Annotated in this window: 25 protein-coding genes, 1 tRNA gene and 1 pseudogene; 19 read left to right on the top strand and 8 right to left on the bottom strand. The window is 58.7% G+C overall.

Going from position 1 to position 21,640, the window contains the following annotated elements; all coding sequences use genetic code 11:
- Nucleotides 1-80: 80 nt before the first annotated feature.
- Entirely contained in the window at nucleotides 81-629 is a 549-nt protein-coding gene (locus tag WNY39_RS11410; protein WP_342845665.1) for a TetR family transcriptional regulator, read from the top strand.
- Between the two features lie 63 nt (nucleotides 630-692).
- Here the strand turns inward: WNY39_RS11410 and WNY39_RS11405 are convergent, their stop codons facing one another.
- From WNY39_RS11405 to dgcN, 3 genes are read right to left on the bottom strand one after another with little or no spacing between them, the layout of a single operon-like run.
- Entirely contained in the window at nucleotides 693-1,553 is an 861-nt protein-coding gene (locus WNY39_RS11405) for a D-amino-acid transaminase (protein ID WP_342845664.1), read from the bottom strand.
- Between the two features lie 3 nt (nucleotides 1,554-1,556).
- Nucleotides 1,557-2,522, bottom strand: coding sequence for an N-acetyl-D-Glu racemase DgcA (dgcA, locus tag WNY39_RS11400; protein ID WP_342845663.1), 966 nt, complete (start codon nucleotides 2,520-2,522; stop codon nucleotides 1,557-1,559).
- 45 nt (nucleotides 2,523-2,567) lie between these two features.
- Nucleotides 2,568-3,569 carry an N-acetyltransferase DgcN gene (dgcN, locus tag WNY39_RS11395; protein WP_342845662.1) on the bottom strand — a complete coding sequence of 334 codons (1,002 nt, stop codon included), beginning with the start codon at nucleotides 3,567-3,569 and terminating at the stop codon, nucleotides 2,568-2,570.
- A gap of 250 nt (nucleotides 3,570-3,819) precedes the next feature.
- Between dgcN and WNY39_RS11390 the strand changes: the two genes are divergently transcribed.
- From WNY39_RS11390 to WNY39_RS11380, 3 genes are all read left to right on the top strand, one after another.
- Complete coding sequence (locus WNY39_RS11390) at nucleotides 3,820-4,779, top strand: L-malyl-CoA/beta-methylmalyl-CoA lyase (protein ID WP_341233198.1); 960 nt, start codon at nucleotides 3,820-3,822, stop codon at nucleotides 4,777-4,779.
- Between the two features lie 107 nt (nucleotides 4,780-4,886).
- The gene (locus WNY39_RS11385) at nucleotides 4,887-5,486 is read left to right on the top strand and encodes a LysE family translocator (protein ID WP_341233197.1); all 600 of its coding nucleotides are present in this window, start codon (nucleotides 4,887-4,889) and stop codon (nucleotides 5,484-5,486) included.
- 65 nt (nucleotides 5,487-5,551) lie between these two features.
- Nucleotides 5,552-6,514, top strand: coding sequence for an acetyl-CoA carboxylase carboxyltransferase subunit alpha (locus tag WNY39_RS11380; protein ID WP_342845661.1), 963 nt, complete (start codon nucleotides 5,552-5,554; stop codon nucleotides 6,512-6,514).
- A 61-nt stretch (nucleotides 6,515-6,575) separates the two neighbouring features.
- Here WNY39_RS11380 and WNY39_RS11375 read toward each other — a convergent pair whose 3' ends face one another.
- From WNY39_RS11375 to WNY39_RS11360, 4 genes and pseudogenes are all read right to left on the bottom strand, one after another.
- A complete protein-coding gene (locus WNY39_RS11375; protein WP_341233659.1) occupies nucleotides 6,576-7,226 on the bottom strand; it encodes a GntR family transcriptional regulator in 651 nt (216 codons plus the stop codon).
- Nucleotides 7,227-7,263: 37 nt separating this feature from the next.
- Complete coding sequence (locus WNY39_RS11370) at nucleotides 7,264-7,440, bottom strand: hypothetical protein (protein ID WP_342845853.1); 177 nt, start codon at nucleotides 7,438-7,440, stop codon at nucleotides 7,264-7,266.
- A gap of 124 nt (nucleotides 7,441-7,564) precedes the next feature.
- Nucleotides 7,565-7,699, bottom strand: a pseudogene (locus WNY39_RS11365) (VOC family protein); the annotation flags it as partial.
- A 23-nt stretch (nucleotides 7,700-7,722) separates the two neighbouring features.
- The gene (locus WNY39_RS11360) at nucleotides 7,723-8,412 is read right to left on the bottom strand and encodes a SprT family zinc-dependent metalloprotease (protein WP_342845660.1); all 690 of its coding nucleotides are present in this window, start codon (nucleotides 8,410-8,412) and stop codon (nucleotides 7,723-7,725) included.
- Between the two features lie 112 nt (nucleotides 8,413-8,524).
- Here WNY39_RS11360 and WNY39_RS11355 point away from each other — a divergent pair, with 112 nt between their 5' ends.
- From WNY39_RS11355 to WNY39_RS11340, 4 genes are all read left to right on the top strand, one after another.
- On the top strand, nucleotides 8,525-8,848 hold the full coding sequence (locus tag WNY39_RS11355; protein ID WP_341233194.1) for a TIGR02300 family protein: 324 nt from the start codon (nucleotides 8,525-8,527) through the stop codon (nucleotides 8,846-8,848).
- Nucleotides 8,849-8,964: 116 nt separating this feature from the next.
- Nucleotides 8,965-9,040, top strand: a tRNA-Ala gene (locus WNY39_RS11350).
- A 171-nt stretch (nucleotides 9,041-9,211) separates the two neighbouring features.
- A complete protein-coding gene (locus tag WNY39_RS11345) occupies nucleotides 9,212-9,805 on the top strand; it encodes a TetR/AcrR family transcriptional regulator (RefSeq protein ID WP_342845659.1) in 594 nt (197 codons plus the stop codon).
- 19 nt (nucleotides 9,806-9,824) lie between these two features.
- A complete protein-coding gene (locus WNY39_RS11340) occupies nucleotides 9,825-10,805 on the top strand; it encodes a zinc-binding dehydrogenase (RefSeq protein WP_342845658.1) in 981 nt (326 codons plus the stop codon).
- A gap of 79 nt (nucleotides 10,806-10,884) precedes the next feature.
- Here the strand turns inward: WNY39_RS11340 and pobA are convergent, their stop codons facing one another.
- The gene (pobA, locus tag WNY39_RS11335) at nucleotides 10,885-12,054 is read right to left on the bottom strand and encodes a 4-hydroxybenzoate 3-monooxygenase (RefSeq protein WP_342845657.1); all 1,170 of its coding nucleotides are present in this window, start codon (nucleotides 12,052-12,054) and stop codon (nucleotides 10,885-10,887) included.
- Between the two features lie 61 nt (nucleotides 12,055-12,115).
- Between pobA and WNY39_RS11330 the strand changes: the two genes are divergently transcribed.
- The 11 genes from WNY39_RS11330 to WNY39_RS11280 all read left to right on the top strand — a co-directional run bounded on the left by WNY39_RS11330 (nucleotide 12,116) and on the right by WNY39_RS11280 (nucleotide 21,375).
- The gene (locus WNY39_RS11330) at nucleotides 12,116-13,009 is read left to right on the top strand and encodes a helix-turn-helix domain-containing protein (protein ID WP_342845656.1); all 894 of its coding nucleotides are present in this window, start codon (nucleotides 12,116-12,118) and stop codon (nucleotides 13,007-13,009) included.
- A 195-nt stretch (nucleotides 13,010-13,204) separates the two neighbouring features.
- On the top strand, nucleotides 13,205-13,987 hold the full coding sequence (locus WNY39_RS11325) for an urease accessory protein UreD (RefSeq protein ID WP_342845840.1): 783 nt from the start codon (nucleotides 13,205-13,207) through the stop codon (nucleotides 13,985-13,987).
- A 1-nt stretch (nucleotide 13,988) separates the two neighbouring features.
- Complete coding sequence (locus tag WNY39_RS11320) at nucleotides 13,989-14,291, top strand: urease subunit gamma (RefSeq protein WP_341233188.1); 303 nt, start codon at nucleotides 13,989-13,991, stop codon at nucleotides 14,289-14,291.
- A 12-nt stretch (nucleotides 14,292-14,303) separates the two neighbouring features.
- The gene (locus WNY39_RS11315) at nucleotides 14,304-14,489 is read left to right on the top strand and encodes a hypothetical protein (protein WP_342845655.1); all 186 of its coding nucleotides are present in this window, start codon (nucleotides 14,304-14,306) and stop codon (nucleotides 14,487-14,489) included.
- Nucleotides 14,486-14,791, top strand: coding sequence for an urease subunit beta (locus WNY39_RS11310; protein WP_341233186.1), 306 nt, complete (start codon nucleotides 14,486-14,488; stop codon nucleotides 14,789-14,791). The genes WNY39_RS11315 and WNY39_RS11310 overlap by 4 nt, the downstream gene beginning before the upstream one ends.
- Nucleotides 14,792-14,816: 25 nt before the next feature.
- Nucleotides 14,817-16,526, top strand: coding sequence for an urease subunit alpha (gene ureC / locus WNY39_RS11305; RefSeq protein ID WP_342845654.1), 1,710 nt, complete (start codon nucleotides 14,817-14,819; stop codon nucleotides 16,524-16,526).
- A gap of 9 nt (nucleotides 16,527-16,535) precedes the next feature.
- Complete coding sequence (locus tag WNY39_RS11300) at nucleotides 16,536-16,988, top strand: urease accessory protein UreE (protein ID WP_342845653.1); 453 nt, start codon at nucleotides 16,536-16,538, stop codon at nucleotides 16,986-16,988.
- Nucleotides 16,988-17,623: an urease accessory protein UreF gene (locus WNY39_RS11295; protein WP_342845652.1), complete on the top strand. Its 636-nt coding sequence runs from the start codon at nucleotides 16,988-16,990 to the stop codon at nucleotides 17,621-17,623. The genes WNY39_RS11300 and WNY39_RS11295 overlap by 1 nt, the downstream gene beginning before the upstream one ends.
- Entirely contained in the window at nucleotides 17,620-18,249 is a 630-nt protein-coding gene (gene ureG / locus WNY39_RS11290) for an urease accessory protein UreG (RefSeq protein ID WP_342845651.1), read from the top strand. Before WNY39_RS11295 ends, ureG begins: the two co-directional genes overlap by 4 nt.
- A gap of 137 nt (nucleotides 18,250-18,386) precedes the next feature.
- A complete protein-coding gene (locus WNY39_RS11285) occupies nucleotides 18,387-18,998 on the top strand; it encodes a CHAP domain-containing protein (protein WP_342845650.1) in 612 nt (203 codons plus the stop codon).
- 232 nt (nucleotides 18,999-19,230) lie between these two features.
- Nucleotides 19,231-21,375, top strand: a complete 2,145-nt coding sequence (locus tag WNY39_RS11280; protein WP_342845649.1) for a DEAD/DEAH box helicase — start codon at nucleotides 19,231-19,233, stop codon at nucleotides 21,373-21,375.
- Nucleotides 21,376-21,640: the final 265 nt, after the last annotated feature.

Below are 21,640 nucleotides of genomic sequence, written 5' to 3'. Positions count from 1 at the left end.
CAATCGTTGACAATCAGGTAGGGGCGCACGCGCCTCATGTCAACACTTGTTGACAAATGTTGAGCAACCTATAAAAAACCATGAGCAAGTCAGAACATACACGCAGCGCGCTTTTGCAATCCGCCACTCGGCAGTTTGGGGAGTTCGGCTATTCCAATGCGTCCTTACGACAAATCGCCGGGCAGGCCGGTGTCGATGTCGCACTGATTTCGCGCTACTTCGGCGGCAAGTTGGGTCTGTTTGATGCGAGCCTCAAAGAATGCCTTAATTGGCCGGAGCTGCTTGACCCTGCCAATGACCCAATTGAAACGGCGATTGAAAAATTCACGGATCCTACCTCGGAGGATCACAAATTCTCCACGACCCGGATGATTATCCTAAACGCGGATGACCCCATTGTCGGCGAACGCGTGCGCACCGCCCTGTTCGATAAATTGATTAACCCGCTTGAGGCCCGAATGGGCGGCACCCACATCAAAGAGCGTCTGGCCATGTTCATCGCTGTCATCGTGGGGGCATCCATCACCCGATACTCACTACAGGTGCCGGGAATGGCCGATGCCGACGCAAAGATTCACAGTCGCCAATTGCGGCACCTGATTGATGCCGCATTAAGCTTTAAATGCTGATTTGAGGGTCAAAGCGGGCGCGCAGTGCTCAGCGCATTATACGCCCCGTTTCGTCGTTCCCGCCTAAACAGCCGCCTTGCGCATCTCGTCCAGATAAATCTCGCGCAGGCGTGGCGCGATGCGGCCCGGCGTGCCGTCGCCCAGCATAACGCCGTCAATCTCGACCACGGGCATCACAAACGCGCTGGCGGATGTGGTGAACGCCTCGTCGGCACCCTTCGCTTCGTCGATGGTAAAGTTGCGTTCTTCCACTTCCATCTGCGCCTCTTTGGCGAAACGCAGAACGGCGGCGCGGGTGATACCGTGCAAAATATCGTTGCTCAGCGCGCGGGTGATGATCTTGTTGCCCTTAACGATATAGGCGTTGTTGCTGGTGCCTTCGGTGACGAAACCATCCTCGACCATCCACGCATCATCGCAACCGGCCTTCTTGGCCATCATCTTGCCCATCGACGGGTACAGTAATTGCACCGTTTTGATGTCGCGGCGACCCCAGCGGATGTCTTCGATGCTGATGATCTTGGCACCTTTTTTGGCGGCAGGGCTGTCGGCCAAACCGGGCTTGGACTGCGTGAACAGAACAATCGTCGGTTCGGTCGTTTCCGGGTCAGGAAAGGCAAAGTCGCGGTCGCCGTCAGACCCGCGCGTAACCTGCAAATAGATCAGCCCCTCGTCAATCTCGTTCAGGCGCACCAACTCGCGGTGAACCTCAAGCAGGTCATCTTTCGAGATCGGGTTGCGCATTTCCAATTCGTTCAGCGAACGGCTTAGGCGGATGGCGTGGCCTTCGAAATCAATCAACTTGCCATCCAGAACCGAGGTTACCTCGTACACCCCGTCTGCCATCAGAAACCCGCGATCAAAGATCGAAATCTTGGCTTCATCCTCAGGCAGGTATTCGCCGTTCACGTAAACAGTCCGCATGTCTTATCCCCAAAGCTTGGCCGTGGGCGGATGCACCCCGGCTGCGTCAAATATCAAAGCGTCCTCGCGGTCTTCGGCCAGAAGAAGCGGGCCGTCAAGATCAACAACCTTCGCACCCTGCGCCACCAGGGTGGCCGGGGCCATGGCCAAAGACGATCCAACCATGCAGCCAACCATCACGCCATAGCCCTCGGCCAGCGCCGCATCGCGCAGGGCCAGCGCCTCTGTCAGCCCACCGGTCTTGTCCAGCTTGATGTTCACGACGTCATACTTACCCTTCAACTTGGGCAGGCTGGCCCGATCATGGCAGCTTTCGTCGGCACAGACAGGCACGGGGCGGTCCATCCCGATCAGCGCATCATCTTCGCCGGCCGGCAATGGCTGCTCGACCAGCGATACGCCCAGCCGGACCAGATGCGGGGCCAGATCGGCATACACCTGCGCCGACCAACCCTCGTTCGCATCAATGATAATCTGCGCATCAGGGGCACCCGCGCGCACGGCCTCAAGCCGGGGCATATCGTCGGGCGTGCCGAGCTTGATCTTCAGCAAGGGCCGATGCGCGTGCAGCGCCGCCTGCGCCTGCATCTTTTCAGGGGTATCCAACGAAAGCGTATAGGCTGTGATCTCTGGCCCCGGCGCTGGCAAGCCGGCCAATTCCCAAACCCGCTTGCCGCGCTGCTTGGCCTCAAGGTCCCACAACGCACAATCGACTGCATTGCGCGCAGCACCCGCTGGCAAAAGATCATACAGATCCGCCCGCGTGAACGAAGACGGCAACCCCTCGATATCGGCGGTCACACTCTCAAGCGTCTCGTCATAACGCGCATAGGGCACACATTCGCCCCAGCCCGTCACGCCACCGTCTGACACCCGCACGGTCAACACCTGCGCCTCGGTGCGCGACCCGCGCGAAATCGTGAAGACCTGCGCCAGCCGAAACACATCACGGCTTACCTCAATACGCATACCCGTTCCTTCATTTTGCCAAATAAACTCTCCCCGAAGGGCCGGTCAGAGAGCTGCCAAAGCGTCTGCCAATCTATCGCCCCCTTGGCGGAAGGGATCAACAGCGGGCAAACCAAGCCGTGCTTCCACCTCGGCGAGATATGCCTCAGCTTCCGCTTCCGACATGTGTTGCGTGTTGATCGAAATGCCCACGACCTTGCAGCCTGCGTTCGCCACCTTTGCCAGCGCCAACGCTGTATCGTGGACCGCTTCCAGGCTGGGCAATGTGTAGTCAGGCAACCCGCGCATGGTTTTGCGCGTCGGCTCGTGGCACAAGATCAACGCATCAGGCTGACCGCCATGGATCAAGGCAAGGGTCACACCCGAGAACGACACGTGGAACAGGCTGCCCTGCCCTTCGATCACGTCCCAGTGGTCATCGTCATTATCCGGCGTCAGATGCTCGATCGATCCGGCCATAAAGTCGGCGACAACAGCGTCCAAGGGCACACCTTCGCCCGTGATCAAGATGCCGGTCTGTCCGGTGGCACGAAAGGTGCTTTTCATACCCTTCTTCTGCATCGCCGCGTCTAGTGCCAAGGCGGTATACATCTTGCCGACAGAGCAATCCGTCCCGACCGCCAGCACCCGCTTGCCGCCGCGCTTTACGCCCGTTGCAATGGGATATGGTTCGGAAGCAATACGCACGTCATGCAAGGCGCGGCCGTTCTTTTCCGCCGCACTGGCCAGATCGGCCTCGTCACGCAGAAGGTTGTGCAATCCAGATGCCAGATCAAAGCCCATATCCAGCGCCTCAAGCAGCACTGATTTCCACGCCGCACTGATCACGCCGCCGCGGTTGGCCACACCGATTACCAAGGTCTTTGCGCCAGCCTCTTTGGCCTCGGCCAAGGTCATATCGGTCAGCCCCAGATCGGCTTTGCATCCGTCCATGCGGAACTGAGCCACAGCATTATCCGGGCGCCAGTCCTTGATCCCTTGCGCGACTTTAACAGCCAGTTGGTCAGGCGCGTCGCCCAGGAAAAGAAGATATGGTGTTTCAATCATCGCTACGTGCTCCAGCAAAATAGGTTTGCGTCATTTTCGCTGTTTCTAGTGACAAGGGGATTGCAAGTCTGCCCCCATGACAAGTTATTGCGAGAGATTAATGTGCATATTCATCTTTTCGTCGAATATTTGTGCAAGACGCCACGGGAGCCAATGCTGCACCTGCGAAATCTGGCTTGCGACCCGCTGTGTAATTTAATACCAACTCAAGCAACCCACTTGCAACATTATTACCCAAGGAAACCCGATCATGAGCTTTCGCATTCAGCCAACGCCGCCCGCACGCCCCAACCGCTGCCAGCTGTTTGGGCCCGGGTCCCGCCCTGCCTTGTTTGAAAAAATGGCCAGCTCGGCCGCTGATGTGATCAACCTTGATCTAGAGGATAGCGTCGCACCATCAGACAAGGACACCGCCCGCGCCAACATCATCGGGGCCATCAATGATATTGATTGGGGCAACAAGACATTATCCGTGCGGATCAACGGGCTCGACACCCCCTATTGGTATCGCGACGTGGTTGATTTGCTGGAACAAGCTGGCGACCGCCTGGACCAGATCATGATCCCGAAAGTCGGCTGCGCTGCAGATGTCTATGCTGTCGATGCGCTGGTGACTGCGATCGAAACAGCCAAAGGCCGGTCAAAGCCCATCGCGTTCGAAGTAATCATCGAATCAGCGGCAGGCATCGCCCATGTCGAAGAGATCGCAGCATCCAGCCCGCGCCTTGAGGCGATGAGCCTTGGTGCCGCAGATTTCGCAGCCTCCATGGGCATGCAAACCACCGGAATCGGCGGAACGCAGGAAAACTATTACATGCTTCATGATGGCGTGAAACATTGGTCTGATCCGTGGCACTGGGCGCAAACAGCCATTGTGGCCGCCTGCCGCACCCATGGTGTGTTGCCGGTCGATGGCCCATTCGGCGACTTTTCAGATGACGACGGTTTCCGTGCGCAGGCGCGTCGCTCCGCCACTTTGGGCATGGTCGGCAAATGGGCGATCCACCCCAAGCAGATCGCCGTCGCGAACGAGGTCTTTACCCCCTCTGAGGAAGCCGTTGCCGAAGCGCGCGAAATTCTGGCCGCTATGGAGACCGCGAAGGCAAATGGTGAGGGTGCCACCGTTTACAAAGGCCGCTTGGTCGATATTGCCAGCATCAAACAGGCCGAAGTTATCGTCCGTCAGTCGGAAATGATCGCGGCGCGTTAATTTAACCATACCACGCGGGGGGCCAGCCCCCCGCACCCCCCGGGATATTTGCAAGCCAGAGAAAAGGGGGGCTTGGCGCGGGTGCCGAGTTCGGGCATCAGTTGGGGATGACTTTTGATCTACTCTCGGCCCTTGCGCTATTTGTCTTTATTACATCCATCACACCGGGGCCGAACAACCTGATGCTGATGGCATCGGGGGCAAATTACGGTTTTGCCAGAACTGTCCCGCATATGCTGGGGGTCACGATTGGCTTTATGATCATGCTGTTGCTGGTCGGGCTTGGGTTGATCCGCGTCTTTAATGCGTTTCCGGTGATCTATATCATCCTCAAGGTATTGAGCGTTATTTACCTGCTTTACCTTGCCTATAAGATAGCAACCGCGGGCCCTGCCCAGCAAACAGCGGCAGCGGGTCGCCCGATGAGCTTTCTTCAGGCGGCCGGGTTTCAGTGGGTTAACCCCAAGGCCTGGGCTTTTGGCTTAAGTATCATCACGATTTACGTGCCCGCAGCGGATTTTGGCCCATTGCTGATTACGGCTTGTGTCGTGGCGCTGACGGCGTTTCCGTCGGTGACACTATGGACCGTGATGGGCAAGGAAATGGCGCGTTTCTTGACCAACCCCCGGCGTTTGCGGGTATTTAACTGGACGATGGCAATTTTGCTGGTTGCATCCTTGCTGCCGGTGCTTTGGCCAGCGGGCTAAAAGGCCCGCGTTGCAAAGGCTGCAAATCAACGCCATATAGCGGATAACCTAACGCGGAGCATGTGATGACACAGTATCTGGATTTTGAAAAACCACTCGCCGAGATTGAGGGCAAAGCAGAAGAATTGCGCGCCCTCGCACGGTCTTCGGAAGGAATGGACGTCAGCGCCGAAGCAAAAGCGCTGGATCAAAAAGCCCACCAGATGTTAGACGATTTGTACAAGTCCCTGACCCCGTGGCGGAAATGCCAAGTGGCGCGGCACCCCAACCGCCCGCATTGCAAAGACTATATCGAGGCGTTGTTCACCGATTACACGCCGCTGGCCGGCGATCGCAATTTTGCGGATGATTTGGCGGTGATGGGTGGGCTTGCCCGATTTAATGACATGCCTGTCGTGGTGATCGGCCATGAAAAGGGCAACGACACCAAATCCCGGATTGAACGGAATTTCGGCATGGCGCGCCCCGAGGGATACCGCAAAGCCGTGCGGTTGATGGATCTGGCCGGTAAATTCGGCTTGCCCGTGATCACCTTGGTCGACACCCCCGGTGCCTATCCCGGCAAAGGGGCCGAAGAGCGTGGCCAATCCGAAGCCATCGCCCGCGCCACCGAAAAATGCCTGCAAATCGGCGTGCCACTGGTATCGGTTGTTATTGGCGAAGGTGGCTCTGGCGGGGCTGTGGCATTTGCCACGGCGAACCGGCTCGCGATGCTTGAGCATTCGGTTTATTCAGTGATTTCCCCCGAAGGCTGCGCATCGATCCTGTGGAAAGATGCGGAAAAAATGCGCGAGGCCGCTGAGGCGTTGCGCCTGACGGCTCAAGATTTGAAACAGCTTGGGGTGAACGACCGTATCATCCCCGAGCCACGCGGCGGGGCACATCGCGATCCTGCCAGCGCCATCAAATCTGTTGGTAAAGCGATTGAAGGCATGCTCAAGGATTTGAGCGGTAAGAACAGCAAGGCGCTGATCGCTGACCGGCGGGCCAAGTTCATGGATTTGGGGTCAAAAGGTCTGGCGGCGTAATCTGAGGCGGGTATCGTTTTCTGAGCAAGAAAACGGGTCGTTCTTTTTTTGACGTCCAGGCTCAGGTCGCGAGCATGCGCAAGCCTTGGGTAACGTCGGTTCTGACAGCAAGGCGCAGGCCCGGCTCATCCCCTGCACGCAACGCTGCAATAATCAGCCGATGGAAATGTGGTGGTTCAGTCCGGCGCAAACGGCCATATAGCGCCCGCATGGTGGGGCCCATCTGCAGCCAAACGGTTTCTGCCATTGCCAGCATCGCAGGGGCCTGCGCGCGCAAATATAGCGTGCGGTGAAACTCTAGATTGGTGCGAATGTAGCTAACGGCATCGCGGTGGGCGACGGCTTCGGACACCGCGTTGTTTATGGTCTGAAGCCGGTCGATCAGTGCGAAATGCGCACGCGGCAACGCACGGCTGGCCAGTTCGACCTCGATCAAGGCGCGCAATGCCGCAAGCTCCTCGATCCGCTCGTTGCTGAGTTCGGGTGTAGAGATGCGACCCGAGGCTGACATCGTCAGCGCCCCTTCGGCGACCAGACGGCGCACGGCCTCGCGGGCGGGGGTCATGGAAACTTCGTATTCCTTACCGATCCCCCGCAAAGTCAGGGCATGGCCCGGCGGCAAATCGCCATGCATAATACGGCTGCGCAATTGCCGATACACTCGGTCATGGGCAAGCGGATTTGCATCTAGAGGGCGAGGGTTCAGGTTCATAGGGTCGTTGTGATCACAAAGCTGTGCCGCGTCAACGTCAAGCTTGATCGGGTGTGACAGGTCTATCGCCAATCAACTGGCTGAACCGAAGCAGATAGCCGTCCTGATCTTGTACCAAAAACTCGATCACGCCCCGTTCGACCGTGCCGATGCGGTACCACGCTGTTTCTGGGTCCCGAAACAGCGGGATCTCGGATGCAGTAAGACTGCTCAATAAGTGGCTGCAGGTCTGGAACCACAATCTGGAAATTGATGCCGCGCCCGTATGGCTGCTGCAATGATCCCGTGTCCCAATTCCCATTTGATTGCTCAAGCATAATTTGTGCCTGCCCGAGCGCTACAAAGGCGAAACCTCGCTCGGGCCGCTCGAATAGCAGCTCGAACCCAAGGACCGAGGTGTAGAAGTTCAGGCTCTGCTTGAAATCACTACACGAAAGTTCGGGAACCAAGGCGACGATGTTAGGCGGTGTCATGAGCAGCTCCGATAAGTTAGGTTCTAGTTAAATCGGTAACGGTGCAGATCGCTGCCGTTTTGGCGCAGCCAGCGGCGTGCGTCTTTGTAGGGGCCATAGATTCGTTCGACCTCGGCCCAGAAGGCGGGCGAATGATTCATCTGCGCCAGATGGGCGACCTCGTGGGCGGCGACATAATCCAGCACCTCGGGCGGGGTCAGTATCAAGCGCCAGGAAAACATCAGCCCGCCATCGGATGTGCACGACCCCCACCGGGACCGCGTGTCGCGCAGGGTCAGCTTGCTATAGGGGCGGCCCAAAGCGGCGGCGTAATCATCGCAAGCTCCTGCGAGACGGCCCCGCGCAAGCTCCTTTAAATGCGCGGCCAGCCGTGCCGGCACACGGTCTTCGCGCCCGGGCACGGCGATTGTGTCGTCACCTAGTTGAACGCGGCGCCCCTGCCCCTGAACGACCTGCACCATGCGCCCGCCCAAGGGGAACTCCGCACCGATGCCAATGGGTATATCCGCGCCCCGCGCCTCCAGATGCTTGCGAATCCATTCTTCCTTTTCACGCGCGAATGCGATGCCCTCGGCCTCTTTCAGGCGTTTGGGCAGGGTCAGGGTGACGCGGCCATCCAGCTGCGAAATGCGCAAAGATATACGCTTGGCCTGCGCTGAACGGCGCAGGATTAGCGGGATTGGCGGATTGCCGGGCAGGAACGGATCGGGCATTTCGGGCTTTCGGGCGAATACAGGGTGGCGATTGCCTTTGACAGTTCCTATCTCATATGGCACTTGGCCTGAATCATCTATACGCAACAACACTTTCAAAAAGGGGACTTCGATGCCCAATGAAGAATGGGGAACCAAGCGCCTGTGCCCCACAACGGGCAAGCGGTTCTACGACCTGAACAAAAACCCGATCATCAGCCCGTACAGCGGTGAGGTTGTCGAGGTCGACAACTCCAAATCCCGTATGATCGCCGCCGATGCCGAAGATGCCGTCACAGCAAAAGCCAAAAAAGGTGATGTTGAGGACGACGTATTGGTAGATGACGACGACGTTGATGTGGATCTGGATGACGATATTCTGGACGATGACGACGACGATGAAGATACAGTTCCGCTGGAAGAAATCGCGGACGTAGCGGCCAACGACGACGACTGATTGAAGTTTCGAAGGCGGGAGTGGATTTTCCCCTTGATCCCGCCTTCGCTTGCGCCTATTCAGCGGCGCAGCAGCCATCCCGGGTTGCGACGACGACCGGATCATTGATCCACGATGGGGCCTTAGCTCAGCTGGGAGAGCGCCTGCATGGCATGCAGGAGGTCAGCGGTTCGATCCCGCTAGGCTCCACCAAACCACCCCCCTTTTCCCCAGCACCGCCCAAGCGCCAAGTTACTTGGCCGTCGCGCCTGCGCTTTCCTTCCGTCTCTGAACCGTACCGCAAGTATCGCCGGTACGTTTCTCGGTAAACTATTTCGCGACCGGGCACTAGACGACTGGTCTATTACTTCCTATCTACCCCTCATGACAGAGCAAAAGAAATCAGACCTGACACGTCAAAAAATTCTGCAAGCAGGGCGTAGCCTTGTCAGCCAGCATGGCTTTGGCGCAGTGGGCTTGGCGCGCATCCTTAAGGAAAGCGACGTTCCCAAGGGATCGTTCTACTACTACTTCCCGTCAAAGGAGGCCTTTGGCCAAGCACTGCTGGCGGATTACGTCACCGACTATCTTGGCCGGGTCGACGCCCTTTCAAATGGTCCGGGGTCTGCCCATGATAAACTGATCGCCTTCTGGTCGGCTTGGCTGACACATGCAGAGGCCGAAGGCATTGCCAGCCAATGTCTGGTCGTCAAGCTGGGCGCAGAAGTGGCCGACCTGTCAGAAGACATGCGCCAAGTGCTTGATGCTGGCGTGGGCGCGCTGGTCGACCGTATCGCAGCACTGCTTGTGCAAGGGGCCAAGGATGGCTCGGTCGTGGCAATCGACGATCCGCAGGCCACGGCACAGATGCTCTATGCGAAATGGTTAGGTGCGGCAATTCTGTCGAAACTCGCACGCAATGAAACCCCGCTTAGGCAGGCCCTTTCCGAAACAAAGAAAACCCTTTCAACACCATAACCCAAAGAAGAGAATACAAATGAAAGCTGCAATTCACGATACATTCGGCGAACCCATCGACGTTTTGAACGCTGTTGAGATCGACAAACCCACCGCTGGTGCGGGCGAAGTGCTGGTCAAGATGACCCTGTCCCCGATCCACAACCACGATCTGTGGACCATCCGTGGCAACTATGGCTACAAGCCCGAATTGCCCGGCGCGATTGGCGGGTCAGAGGCGTTGGGCACGGTTGAGGCCGTCGGCGAAGGCGTTGACGACGCAATGATCGGTAAACGCGTCTCTATCGCAGGTGTTCACGGCACGTGGGCCGAATATTTCGTGGCCCCAGCCGCAGGCGTGCTGCCCCTGCCCGACATGATTTCCGACGTTGCAGGTGCGCAGTTGATCGCGATGCCGTTCAGCGCCATTTCACTGCTGGAAACGCTTAAGGCGAAAAAGGGCGATTGGATCATCCAAACTGCCGCCAACGGTGCCGTGGGCAAGATCATGGTGACACTGGCCAAGGCGCGCGGCATCAATCTGCTGAACCTCGTACGCCGCGATGAAGCGGTGAAAGAGTTGACGGACATGGGCATCGAAAACGTGCTGTCCACATCCGATGCCGATTGGGTGCAAAAGGCCCGCGATATCGTTGGTGAGGCCGGTGCCGCATCGGCAATCGATTCTGTGGGCGGCGACGTATCCGCCGATCTGGTTGAATTGCTGGGCTTGGACGGCGAACTGGTTGTCTTCGGCACCGCGACAGGCGCGCCGATGCCGCTGTCTTCGGGTGCGCTGATCATGAAGCACATCACCGTAAAAGGCTTCTGGGGCTCGCGCGTCAGCGCAGATATGGACCCCGAAGAGCGTAAGCGCCTGATCACCGAACTGGTGACATTGGTCGCCAAGGGCGAACTGGTGCTGGAAGACGGCGGCGTCTTTGCATTGGATGACGTTGCCAAAGCGATGAAAGCGGCACTGACGCCGGGCCGCTCGGGCAAAGTCATGATCCGCGGCTAATAAGCCGCCCCAAAAAGATGCAAAGCCCGGCCCTTGAGTTCATCAAAGGCCGGGTTTTTTCATAAAGATCGCCTCATGTCTAAAGAGGCAGACCGATGTAGTTTTCCGCCAAATCGCGTCGTGCTGTTTCGCTTTGTGACAGATGTCTAAGGGTGGCCTTGCGCATCTGCGCGGCAAAGCTGTCTTCGCCGTCAAACTGGTGCAGCATGGTGGTCATCTGCCAGCTAAACCGCATGGCCTTCCAGATACGCGCCAAAGCCCGATCCGCATAGCTATTAACGCCAGCGTGATCCCCCTTTTTCAGCGCCGCTATCAGCGCGTCATGCAGATAATAAACGTCTGACACAGCAAGGTTCAGCCCCTTGGCCCCGGTCGGCGGCACGATATGGGCGGAATCGCCGACCAAAAACAGACGTCCCCACCGCAAGGGTTCACTGACAAAGGACCGCAACGGCGCGATCGATTTTTCAATCGACGGGCCGGTCACCAAGGCATCGGCGGTTTCTTTGGGCAGGCGCATCTTCAAGGCCTCCCAAAAGCGGTCATCGCTCCAATCCTTAACCTTGTCGGTCAGCGGGGCCTGCACATAATAGCGCGACAGGTTTTCATTGCGCATCGACGCCAGTGCAAAGCCGTGGCGCGAATTGGCATAGATCAGCTCGTGATTGGCCGGCGCCGTACGCGACAGAATGCCGAGCCAGCCAAAGGGGTACACCCGCTCGAACTCCTCGCGTTTATCGGCGGGTATCGTCTGGCGGCTGACACCGTGAAACCCGTCGCACCCGGCCACAAACTGGCAGTCAATGCGCTGGCGTTCGCCATCGACCGTGTATTCCACATAGGGCGCATCTGTTGTGACATCATTGATCACCACATCTTCGACGCCGTGGATGATGCGCGTCCCCATGGCGTCTTGGGCGTCATACAGATCGGCTGTCACTTCGGTCTGGCCATAAACCATGACCTTTTTGCCGGTTAGCTCGTGAAAGTTGATCCGCACCATCAGATCATCATCGGTCAGGTAACAGCCTTCGTGGGGGATACCCTCGCGGTCCATGCGGTCCCCGACCCCGGCCTCGCGCAGCAACTGCACGGTGCCGCTCTCCAGCACGCCTGCCCGGATGCGGTCCAACACGCGCTTGCGCGATGTCCGTTCCAGAATGACAGTATCGACGCCCGCGCGGTTCAGCAGTTGCGACAACAGCAAACCCGAAGGACCACCCCCGATGATGACGACTTCGGTTTTCATAACGCGCTTAATTCCCTTCGTAATGTTGATGGGAAACTAGGAGGCTTAGGGCATTGCGTGAATGGACCGGCAGCGCATTCGCTGGTACTATGCGTGCATGACGCATCTATCCCCCATCCCTGATTACATGCTATATGGCGAAACAGACGCCTTTCCCGATGTGGTACATTGCGAACATATCAAGGACCGCGCACCCGATCATGGCTGGCGTATCGCCCCGCATCGGCATGCCCAACTGGCGCAGGTGTTCTTTATCCAAACGGGCCATGCGACGTCAGTCGTTGACGGGCAGGAATTCGAGCTTGCCGATAACCAGCTGTTCTATGTGCCTGCGCAAGCCGTTCACAGCTTTGCTTTTGCCCCGAACACCCAGGGGATGGTGCAATCCTTTCCCCTCTCTGTGCTGCGCAGCATTGCGCCCGCTACTGATGATGTTGCGCGCGCGCTGTCGCTGCCATTTGTCACGACGCCTGACCAAAAATTGCTGACGTTGATGGCAATGCTGGATGCCGCATTGGAGGATGGCAACCCCTACCGAACGCAAACCGCCCTGGGCCTGGCGCATACTGTTCTGTCAATGACCGCCACCCTGAACCCCAATCCCCAAGGGGGCACCGGCACGAAACGGGATCGCAGGCTTACGCGCCTTGATCGGCTGATCAGCGATCCGCAAACCGCCGGATGGCGCGTACAGGAATATGCCGCAGAAATGGGGCTGAGCACGGGACACCTTAGCCGTCTGTGCCGCGCCGCAAACGGGTTGTCCGCCTCGGCCTATATTGAGGCACATATCATCCAAGAGGCATGCCGCCTGCTGGCCTTTACCCAGCTGTCCGTGGCCGAGGTGGGATATAGACTGGGTTTTGCCGACCCATCCTATTTCTCGCGGCGGTTTCGGGCGGTCCAACAAGAAACACCGTCCGTCTATCGCCAGCGATTTGTCACCCAGTCATAGCTCGCCTTCCTGCTTAAAAATTGGGCATAAGGCAGAAATTCAGCCTGATATTTGCCCGAAACGGGCCGTTTGCCATCGCTCCGGCCGCGAATCCCGCTATCCATGTTCAGGCTTTTAGCGCCACGACGGGAGGGGCCCATTAACATCGCGACACATATCGACCTTGTGCCAACTGCACCGTCACAGCCCCGCGCCTTGGGCGATCTGTCCGTGACCAGCAAGACATATGGTGATGCGTCGGTGCTGGGCGACTTGTATCAATCCGGATGCCTCAAAGCGCTATTCCCGCGCGCCAACGCGGCGGGTCTCACGGGCGTCTTTCTGAATACATCAGGCGGGATGACAGGCGGCGACCGCTTGACGATCCACGCTGATGCCGGGCCGAACAGTCGGCTAACCCTGACCTCCCAAGCGGCGGAGCGTGTGTACCTTGCCCAACCCGGCCCCCCCGCGCAATTGACCACAACGCTGCGCGTGGCAGACGCGGCGCGTATTGACTGGCTGCCCCAAGAAACGATCCTGTTCAACGGTGCCGCCCTGAAGCGCCGGCTTGAGGTTGATCTGGCCCCCGATGCCACATTCTTTGCCGTTGAACCGCTCGTGTTCGGGCGCGTGTCGATGGGCGAGACCCTGACCAAGGGCAGCTTTGCCGACAACATCACCATCCGCCGCGATGGCGTCCCGATCTTTGCCGATGCCGTACGCCTCTCCGGCGACATCGCCGCGCAAATGTCCGGCCCCGCCACCGCAGCGGGACAGTTCGCCATGGCCAGCGTGATCTATGCCGCAGCGGATGCCGATGCATTGCTGAAACCGCTCCGCGCCCTGTTACCCGCGACCGCCGGTGCGAGCCTAATCCGGCCCGGCGTGCTTTATGCGCGCATTCTCGCCCCCGACAGCTACATCCTGCGCCAGTCACTGGTGCCTATTATTGCCCGCCTGCACGGCGCGGCCCCACCTAAAACATGGATGCTTTGACATGCAGCTAACCCCCCGTGAAAAAGACAAACTGCTGATCGCCATGGCGGCCGAGGTCGCGCGCAAGCGCCTTGCCCGTGGCGTAAAGCTGAACCACCCCGAAGCGATCGCCCTGATCACCGATACCGTGGTCGAAGGCGCGCGCGATGGCCGCAGCGTTGCCGACATGATGCAAGCCGGTGCCCAAGTCATCACCCGCGACGACTGTATGGAAGGCATCCCCGAGATGATCCACGACGTTCAAGTCGAAGCCACATTTCCCGACGGCACCAAGCTGGTCACCGTCCACAATCCTATCCGCTAGAAAGGCCCCGATATGAAGAAACTGATGATCCTGCCCGCTTTGCTTTTGGCCTCTCCCGCGGTGGCGCATCCGGGGTTACACATCGCACCGCACGGCGCTGAATGGATGCCCGTATTCATGGGACTGGCCGTAATCGGCACCGCCGCCGCACTCGCCCTGCGCGCCCGCGTCAAAGCCAAAGCGGCGGCCCGCAAATGATCCCCGGCGAAGTTTTCTGCGCCGAGGGGGACATCACCCTGAACGACGGGCGCGACGCAATCACCCTGATGGTAGCCAACACGGGCGACCGCCCCGTGCAAGTCGGCAGCCACTACCATTTTGCTGAAACCAACCCCGCGCTGGATTTCGACCGCACCGCCGCCCACGGCTGCCGTTTGGACATCGCCGCAGGCACCGCTGTGCGATTTGAGCCCGGCCAGCGCCGCGAGGTGAACCTGATCCCGCTCGCAGGCGACCGCAAAGTTTTCGGTTTCAACGCCGCTGTGATGGGCGCGCTTTAACGCGCAACAAGGAAAGAGATCGACCATGACCACCAAACTGCCCCGCTCTGAATATGCTGCCATGTATGGCCCCACCACGGGCGACCGTCTGCGGCTTGCCGATACCGATCTGATCATCGAGGTCGAGCGCGACCTGACGACCTATGGCGAAGAGGTTAAATTCGGCGGCGGCAAGGTGATCCGCGACGGGATGGGGCAATCTCAGGTCACGCGGGCGAATGGGGCGGTCGACACCGTGATTACCAACGCGCTGATCGTGGATCATTCGGGCATCTACAAGGCGGATGTCGCGCTGAAAGACGGGCGCATCGCGGGGATCGGCAAGGCCGGCAACCCTGACACCCAGCCCAATGTCGATATTATCATCGGACCGGGGACCGAGATTATCGCGGGCGAGGGCCGCATTCTGACCGCAGGAGGCTTCGACAGCCACATCCACTTTATCGCGCCCCAGCAGATGGAGGATTCGCTGCATTCCGGCGTGACCACCTGTTTCGGCGGCGGCACCGGTCCGGCACATGGCACGCTGGCCACCACTTGTACCCCCGGTCCGTGGCACATCGGGCGCATGTTACAGGCGATGGACGGTGTGGTGATGAACATCGGGTTGTCGGGCAAGGGCAACGCCAGCCAGCCCGGCGCGCTGGTCGAGATGGTGAACGGCGGGGCCTGTTCGCTGAAACTGCACGAGGATTGGGGCACCACCCCTGCCGCGATTGATTGCTGCCTAAGTGTCGCCGATGACATGGATGTGCAGGTAATGATCCACACCGATACGCTGAACGAATCCGGTTTTGTCGAACACACATTGGCCGCCATGAAAGGCCGGACCATCCACGCCTTCCACACCGAGGGCGCAGGCGGTGGTCACGCGCCAGACATCATCAAGATTTGTGGTGAAGAGCACGTCTTGCCATCGTCCACCAACCCGACGCGTCCCTTCACGGTGAACACATTGGAAGAGCATCTCGATATGCTCATGGTCTGTCACCACCTTGATAAATCCATCCCCGAAGATGTCGCCTTTGCCGAAAGCCGCATCCGCCGCGAAACGATCGCGGCCGAAGATATCTTGCATGACATCGGCGCGTTCTCGATCATCGCATCCGACAGTCAGGCGATGGGCCGTGTGGGCGAGGTGTTGATCCGGACATGGCAAACCGCCGACAAGATGCGCAAACAACGCGGACGTCTGCCCGAGGAAACCGGCGACAACGACAACTTCCGCGTCAAACGCTATATCGCAAAATACACGATAAACCCCGCGATTGCCCATGGCGTCAGCCGCGAGATCGGGTCGATTGAGGTCGGAAAAAAGGCTGATCTGGTGTTGTGGAACCCTGCCTTCTTTGGTGTGAAACCCGAGATGGTGTTGATGTCGGGCATGATCGTCGTGGCGCAAATGGGCGATCCGAATGCGTCGATCCCGACGCCGCAACCCGTGTACACGCGCCCCATGTTCGGGGCCTACGGCAGCGCGCTTCAACACTGCGCAGTCACGTTCATTTCCGAAGCCGCGCAATCAAACGGGCTGCGTGACAGCCTTGGCCTGTCCAAGCAAACCATCGCCGTCAAAAACACCCGCAACATCGGCAAATCTGATCTGATCCACAACTCTGCCACCCCCAAGGTCGAGGTGAACCCAGAAACCTACGAGGTGCGCGCGGATGGCGAATTGCTAACCTGCGAACCCGCCGAAACCCTGCCGATGGCACAACGCTATTTCATGTTTTAAGGCCTAGATATGACCGATCTTTCCCCCGCCCATACCATCAAACGCAGCGGCCACTGGGACGACGCAGATGACAGTTGCGTTCTAACCTATGACGACCGGTTCTTGCGCCGCAAGCGCCTGACGACCACCCGTGATCAAGGGTTCCTCGTTGATCTGCCTCACACGGAATCCCTGAACCACGGGGATGCGTTTCTATTGGAAGACGGCAAACTGGTCGAAGTCATCGCGGCCGAGGAAGCGCTGCTGGAAATCACCGGTGACGATCTGGTGCGGCTGGCGTGGCATATTGGTAACCGGCACTGCCCCTGTCAGGTCGAACCGACACGGCTATTGATCCAGAACGATCACGTGATCCGCGACATGCTGGGCAAGCTGGGCGCGACCCTGCGCGATGTGTCCGAACCCTTCCTTCCCGAAGGCGGTGCCTATGGCCACGGGCGCACCCATAGCCACGCCCATTAATGCAGACCCAAGACATCATCACGTTGGCCCAATGGCTGTCGCCCAGTTTCCCAATTGGCGCGTTCAGCTATAGCCACGGGCTTGAGATGGCCGTGCATGATGGCACCATCCATGACGCCGCTTCGCTGCAAGCGTGGCTGGGCGATATCATCGCCCACGGTGCTGGCCGGACCGATGCGATCCTTCTAAACGCTGGCTTTGCTGGTGAGGGGTTGACCGAGGTGGATGCGCTGGCGCGGGCCCTTGCCCCATCGTCAGAGCGGCTATCCGAGACCACACAACAAGGCGCTGCATTTGTGAGGGTGGTGAATGACGTCTGGGGCCATGACCTGCCGGACCTCACGCTGCCCGTCGCCTTCGGCGCGGCCTGCGCAGCGCAGGGGTTACCCGTACGCGACGCCGCGCAGATGTTCCTACACGCTTTTATCAGCGCGCTAGTCTCTGCCGCAATCCGTGCCGTGCCTTTGGGCCAGACCGATGGGCAACGCGTGATCACGGCCCTTGCCCCCCTGTGCCAGCAAACGGTCGAAACGGCCCTGACCCAAACCATCGACGACATCGGCAGCGCCTGCTTTCTGGCCGACATTGCGTCGATGCAACATGAAACGCTTTACTCAAGGATGTTCCAAACATGACCTCACCCCATGGCCCTCTGCGGATCGGAATTGGTGGACCTGTGGGCGCAGGAAAAACCACGCTGACGGCAGCGCTGTGCCGTGCCATGCGCGACCGCTGGTCAATCGGCGTGATCACCAATGACATCTACACCCAAGAAGACGCCGAAGCCCTGATGCGGATGCAGGTGCTGCCCCAAGACAGAATCATCGGCGTCGAAACCGGCGGCTGCCCGCATACCGCCATTCGCGAGGATGCGTCGATCAATCTGGCGGCTGTGGCGCGGATGCAGGAACGCCATCCCGATCTGGACTGCATCTTGATTGAATCGGGCGGCGACAACCTGTCTGCGACCTTCAGCCCCGAACTGGCAGATATCACCTTGTATGTGATCGACGTCGCCGCAGGCGAAGAAATCCCCCGCAAGGGCGGCCCGGCAATCACGAAATCCGACATTCTGATCATCAACAAAACCGACCTCGCGCCCTATGTGGGTGCGTCGCTCGAGGTGATGGACCGCGATGCAAAACGGATGCGCGGCGCACGCCCCTTTGTCTTTGCCGCGATGAAAACGGATCAAGGCATTACCGAGGTTTTAGATTTGATCATTCAAATTGGTGGGTTACAGCCGGTTCCCGTTGATTGACAATTTGTAATAAAACTGGCGGATTTCTGCCGTTGGTTAACACAGCGCTTTGATTTCTACCTCAAATCGTCAAAGCTCCCCCTGCGTCGCCGGGACAGTGACGCTAAGTCTTAGACAACCATTGAGGGCAGCAAAAAATGAGCGTGAAACACGCCTTATCGAAAAAACTCGGCATTCCATTTCTATGTTTGGGCCTGCTCTTTGCAGCTGGCTGTGCGCAATCGCCCTCGGGGCTGCGCACAATTTCATCGGCGGGCATTAACCCCGAGCTTCACGCCATTGCGATTCGCGAAGTGCGTACATTGCAATCGCAAGGGCAGCGCGTTTGGTGCGTTCCTTTCGCCCGCAACGCCAGCGGTGTGAATATCCGCGGCAATGCAAATACCTGGTGGACCAAGGCCAAGGGGCAATATACCCGGGGCAAAGACCCCTCGACCGGTGCTGTCATGGCGTTCAAGGCAACCCGCCGGAACCCGATGGGCCATGTCGCCGTGGTTTCCAAGGTGGTGTCACCGCGCGAGGTTCTGGTCGACCACGCAAACTGGAAGCGCAATAAAATCTCCCTTCAGATGAGCGTCATAGACGTATCGCCGCGCAACGACTGGTCCGCTGTACGGTTGGAAAGCCAAACGGATTCATATGGCCGGGTCTATCCGGTCAATGGCTTCATCTACCCCGACGACAATCTTCACCCGGATACGCGTGCGGCGGCCAAACCGGTCTTTGCACTGATGGCGCGCGGCAGCTAACTGCCCCCCTAAAGATCGTGATGCGCTGGTACAATCGGGGCATCACGAAGACCCTGCTTGGCTTCATCCAACTAAAAAAGCGGCGTCACGCCTAGAATTCACCGCTTTTGACAAAGTCATGTACATTCCAGACACAAGCGATTAGGGACGGCGGCAACACTCGGCTGGCGTGCGCGCCATTGCCGTGCCGCGCGCATTTTTGCCGCCCTTTTTATTCAGTCAGGACTTACCGTTGATCCAAACCATCGCAGACGCGCTTGCCAAACAAGGCTATGAGACACTTACACCCGTACAACAGGCGGTCACCGATCCGGCCCTTGCCGACGCTGACCTCTTGGTATCGGCACAAACCGGATCAGGCAAGACCGTTGGTTTTGGTCTGGCCATCGCGCCAACCTTGCTTGGCGGCTCCGAAAAATTTGGCCATGCTGGCGCACCCCTTGCGCTGATCATTGCCCCCACCCGTGAACTCGCCATGCAGGTCAGCCGCGAATTGACATGGCTTTATGGCCCTGCCGGCGCTGTCGTCACCACCTGTGTGGGCGGCATGGACACGCGCACCGAACGCCGTGCACTGGACCGTGGTGCACATGTCGTTGTCGCCACGCCGGGCCGCCTGTGCGACCACATCAAACGCAATAACATCAACCTGTCGGACATCCGCGCCGTGGTGCTGGACGAAGCCGACGAAATGCTGGACCTCGGCTTTCGCGACGAGCTTGAGTTCATTCTGTCGGAAGCCCCCGAAGAACGCCGCACCTTGCTGTTCTCGGCGACGGTCCCTTCGGCGATTGCCAAGCTGGCGAAATCGTATCAACGCAATGCACAGCGTGTTGAAACCATCGGCGAGGCCAAGCAGCACACCGATATCGAATACCGCGCCCTGACCGTGCACCCGCGCGACACGGAAAACGCGATTATCAACGTGCTGCGGTTCTACGAGGCGAAAAATGCCATCGTGTTCTGTAACACCCGCGCAGCCGTTGCGCGTCTGACCACACGCTTTACCAACCGGGGATTCTCGGTGGTGGCGCTGTCGGGCGAGCTGTCGCAATCTGAGCGTACCAACGCGTTGCAAGCGCTGCGCGATGGCCGCGCCCGTGTCTGTATCGCGACAGATGTTGCGGCACGCGGTATCGATTTGCCAAACCTCGAACTGGTGATCCACGCAGATCTGCCGTCAAACTCTGACACGTTGCTGCACCGTTCTGGCCGGACCGGCCGCGCGGGACGCAAAGGTGTGTCAGCACTGATCGTTCCTGCGAAACTGCGCAGCAAAGCCAACCGCCTGATCGGTGGTGCCAAGCTGAAAGTCGAATGGGCCAACCCGCCCTCGGCCGAAGAAGTAAATGCCGAAGACGAAAAGCGTTTGCTGGCCGATTCCGCATGGTCTGATCCGATCCCTGATGATGCGGCTGGTTTCGTTGCCAATCTGGTTGAACAGTTCAGCGCCGAACAATTGGCGACAGCGTTTGTGAACCTTTACCGCGCGCGTCAATCGGCACCCGAACAATTGGCCGAACCCGGAACACCTGCCGATGAAAAACCGCGTGGCGACTTTGGTCCGTCTGTGTGGTTCTCGATCTCGGTCGGGCGCAACCAGGACGCCGAACCACGCACCATCCTGCCGATGATTTGCCGTATGGGCGATCTGACCAAGGATGACGTGGGCGCGATCCGCGTACAGCCCAGCCATACATTCGTGGAGATCCTCGCAAAGTCCGAGGCGAAATTCACCAATGCGCTTGGCCCCGACATGAAAGTCGAAGACGACGCGATTGTCACCAAACTGGACAAGGCACCTGACCTGTCGCGCGGCCCGAAACCCGGCGGCCGCAGGCCCAAGCCTGATCGTGGTCCACGGCCAGATCGCGGCCCTCGTCCTGAACGCGCACCGCGTCCGGCCTATGATCCCGATGCACCGAGAGAACCGCGTAAACCCCGCGCCGAGAACACTGAAGCGCCTGTTGCCTACAGTGAAAAGCCACGCGGCGACAAACCAAAGTTCGACAAACCGCGCGCGCCCAAAGGCGAACGTCCGCCAAAGTCGCACAAGACTGAACGCAGCCCGATGAAGCCCGGTGCCGCGCCCAAACCAAAGTCGAACCCGAAGCCTGACGCCTTTGACAAACCAGCAGGTAAGCCAAAATCAAAAGCCGTTTGGAAAAAAGAGAAATCCGACGCCCCGCGCGGTGATGCGAAACCAGCGGCAGATAAGCCGTTCAAGGCACGCGCCTCTGATCCGTCGAAACGTTTTGTGCCACCAAACAAGCTGGGCCAAGCGGGCGGCAAGCCAAAAGGCGGCAAACCCGCTGGCCGTCCAAAAGGCGGCGAAGGTGCACCAAAACGCGCCAAAAGCAGCTTCCGTCCTAAATAAGATGCAGTTGAGCACGCGGGTTTTATCCGCGTGCTCAAATAACGCCCAAACCTCGCGAAACCATCCGGAATTTTTGAAAAATTCCGGCCCGTTTTCTTACAAAGAAAACGCCATCGCATAGCTGTTATTAGCGGTAATTCGATGCACGACCTGCCATGTGGACCTAAAGATAGGTACCGACTGGCCCTACAGCACAGCTTCCATTTACGATGATGTCATATCAAACAGGGCTGTATACCTACGCCCTTATTCTCCTCATGTTCGA

The organism is Sulfitobacter sp. AS59 (assembly GCF_038899995.1).
In the GTDB taxonomy this organism is placed as follows: Bacteria; Pseudomonadota; Alphaproteobacteria; order Rhodobacterales; family Rhodobacteraceae; genus Sulfitobacter.
The sequence above is the reverse complement of the archived record's forward strand: the minus strand, read 5'-3'. Positions and strand labels throughout refer to the sequence as shown.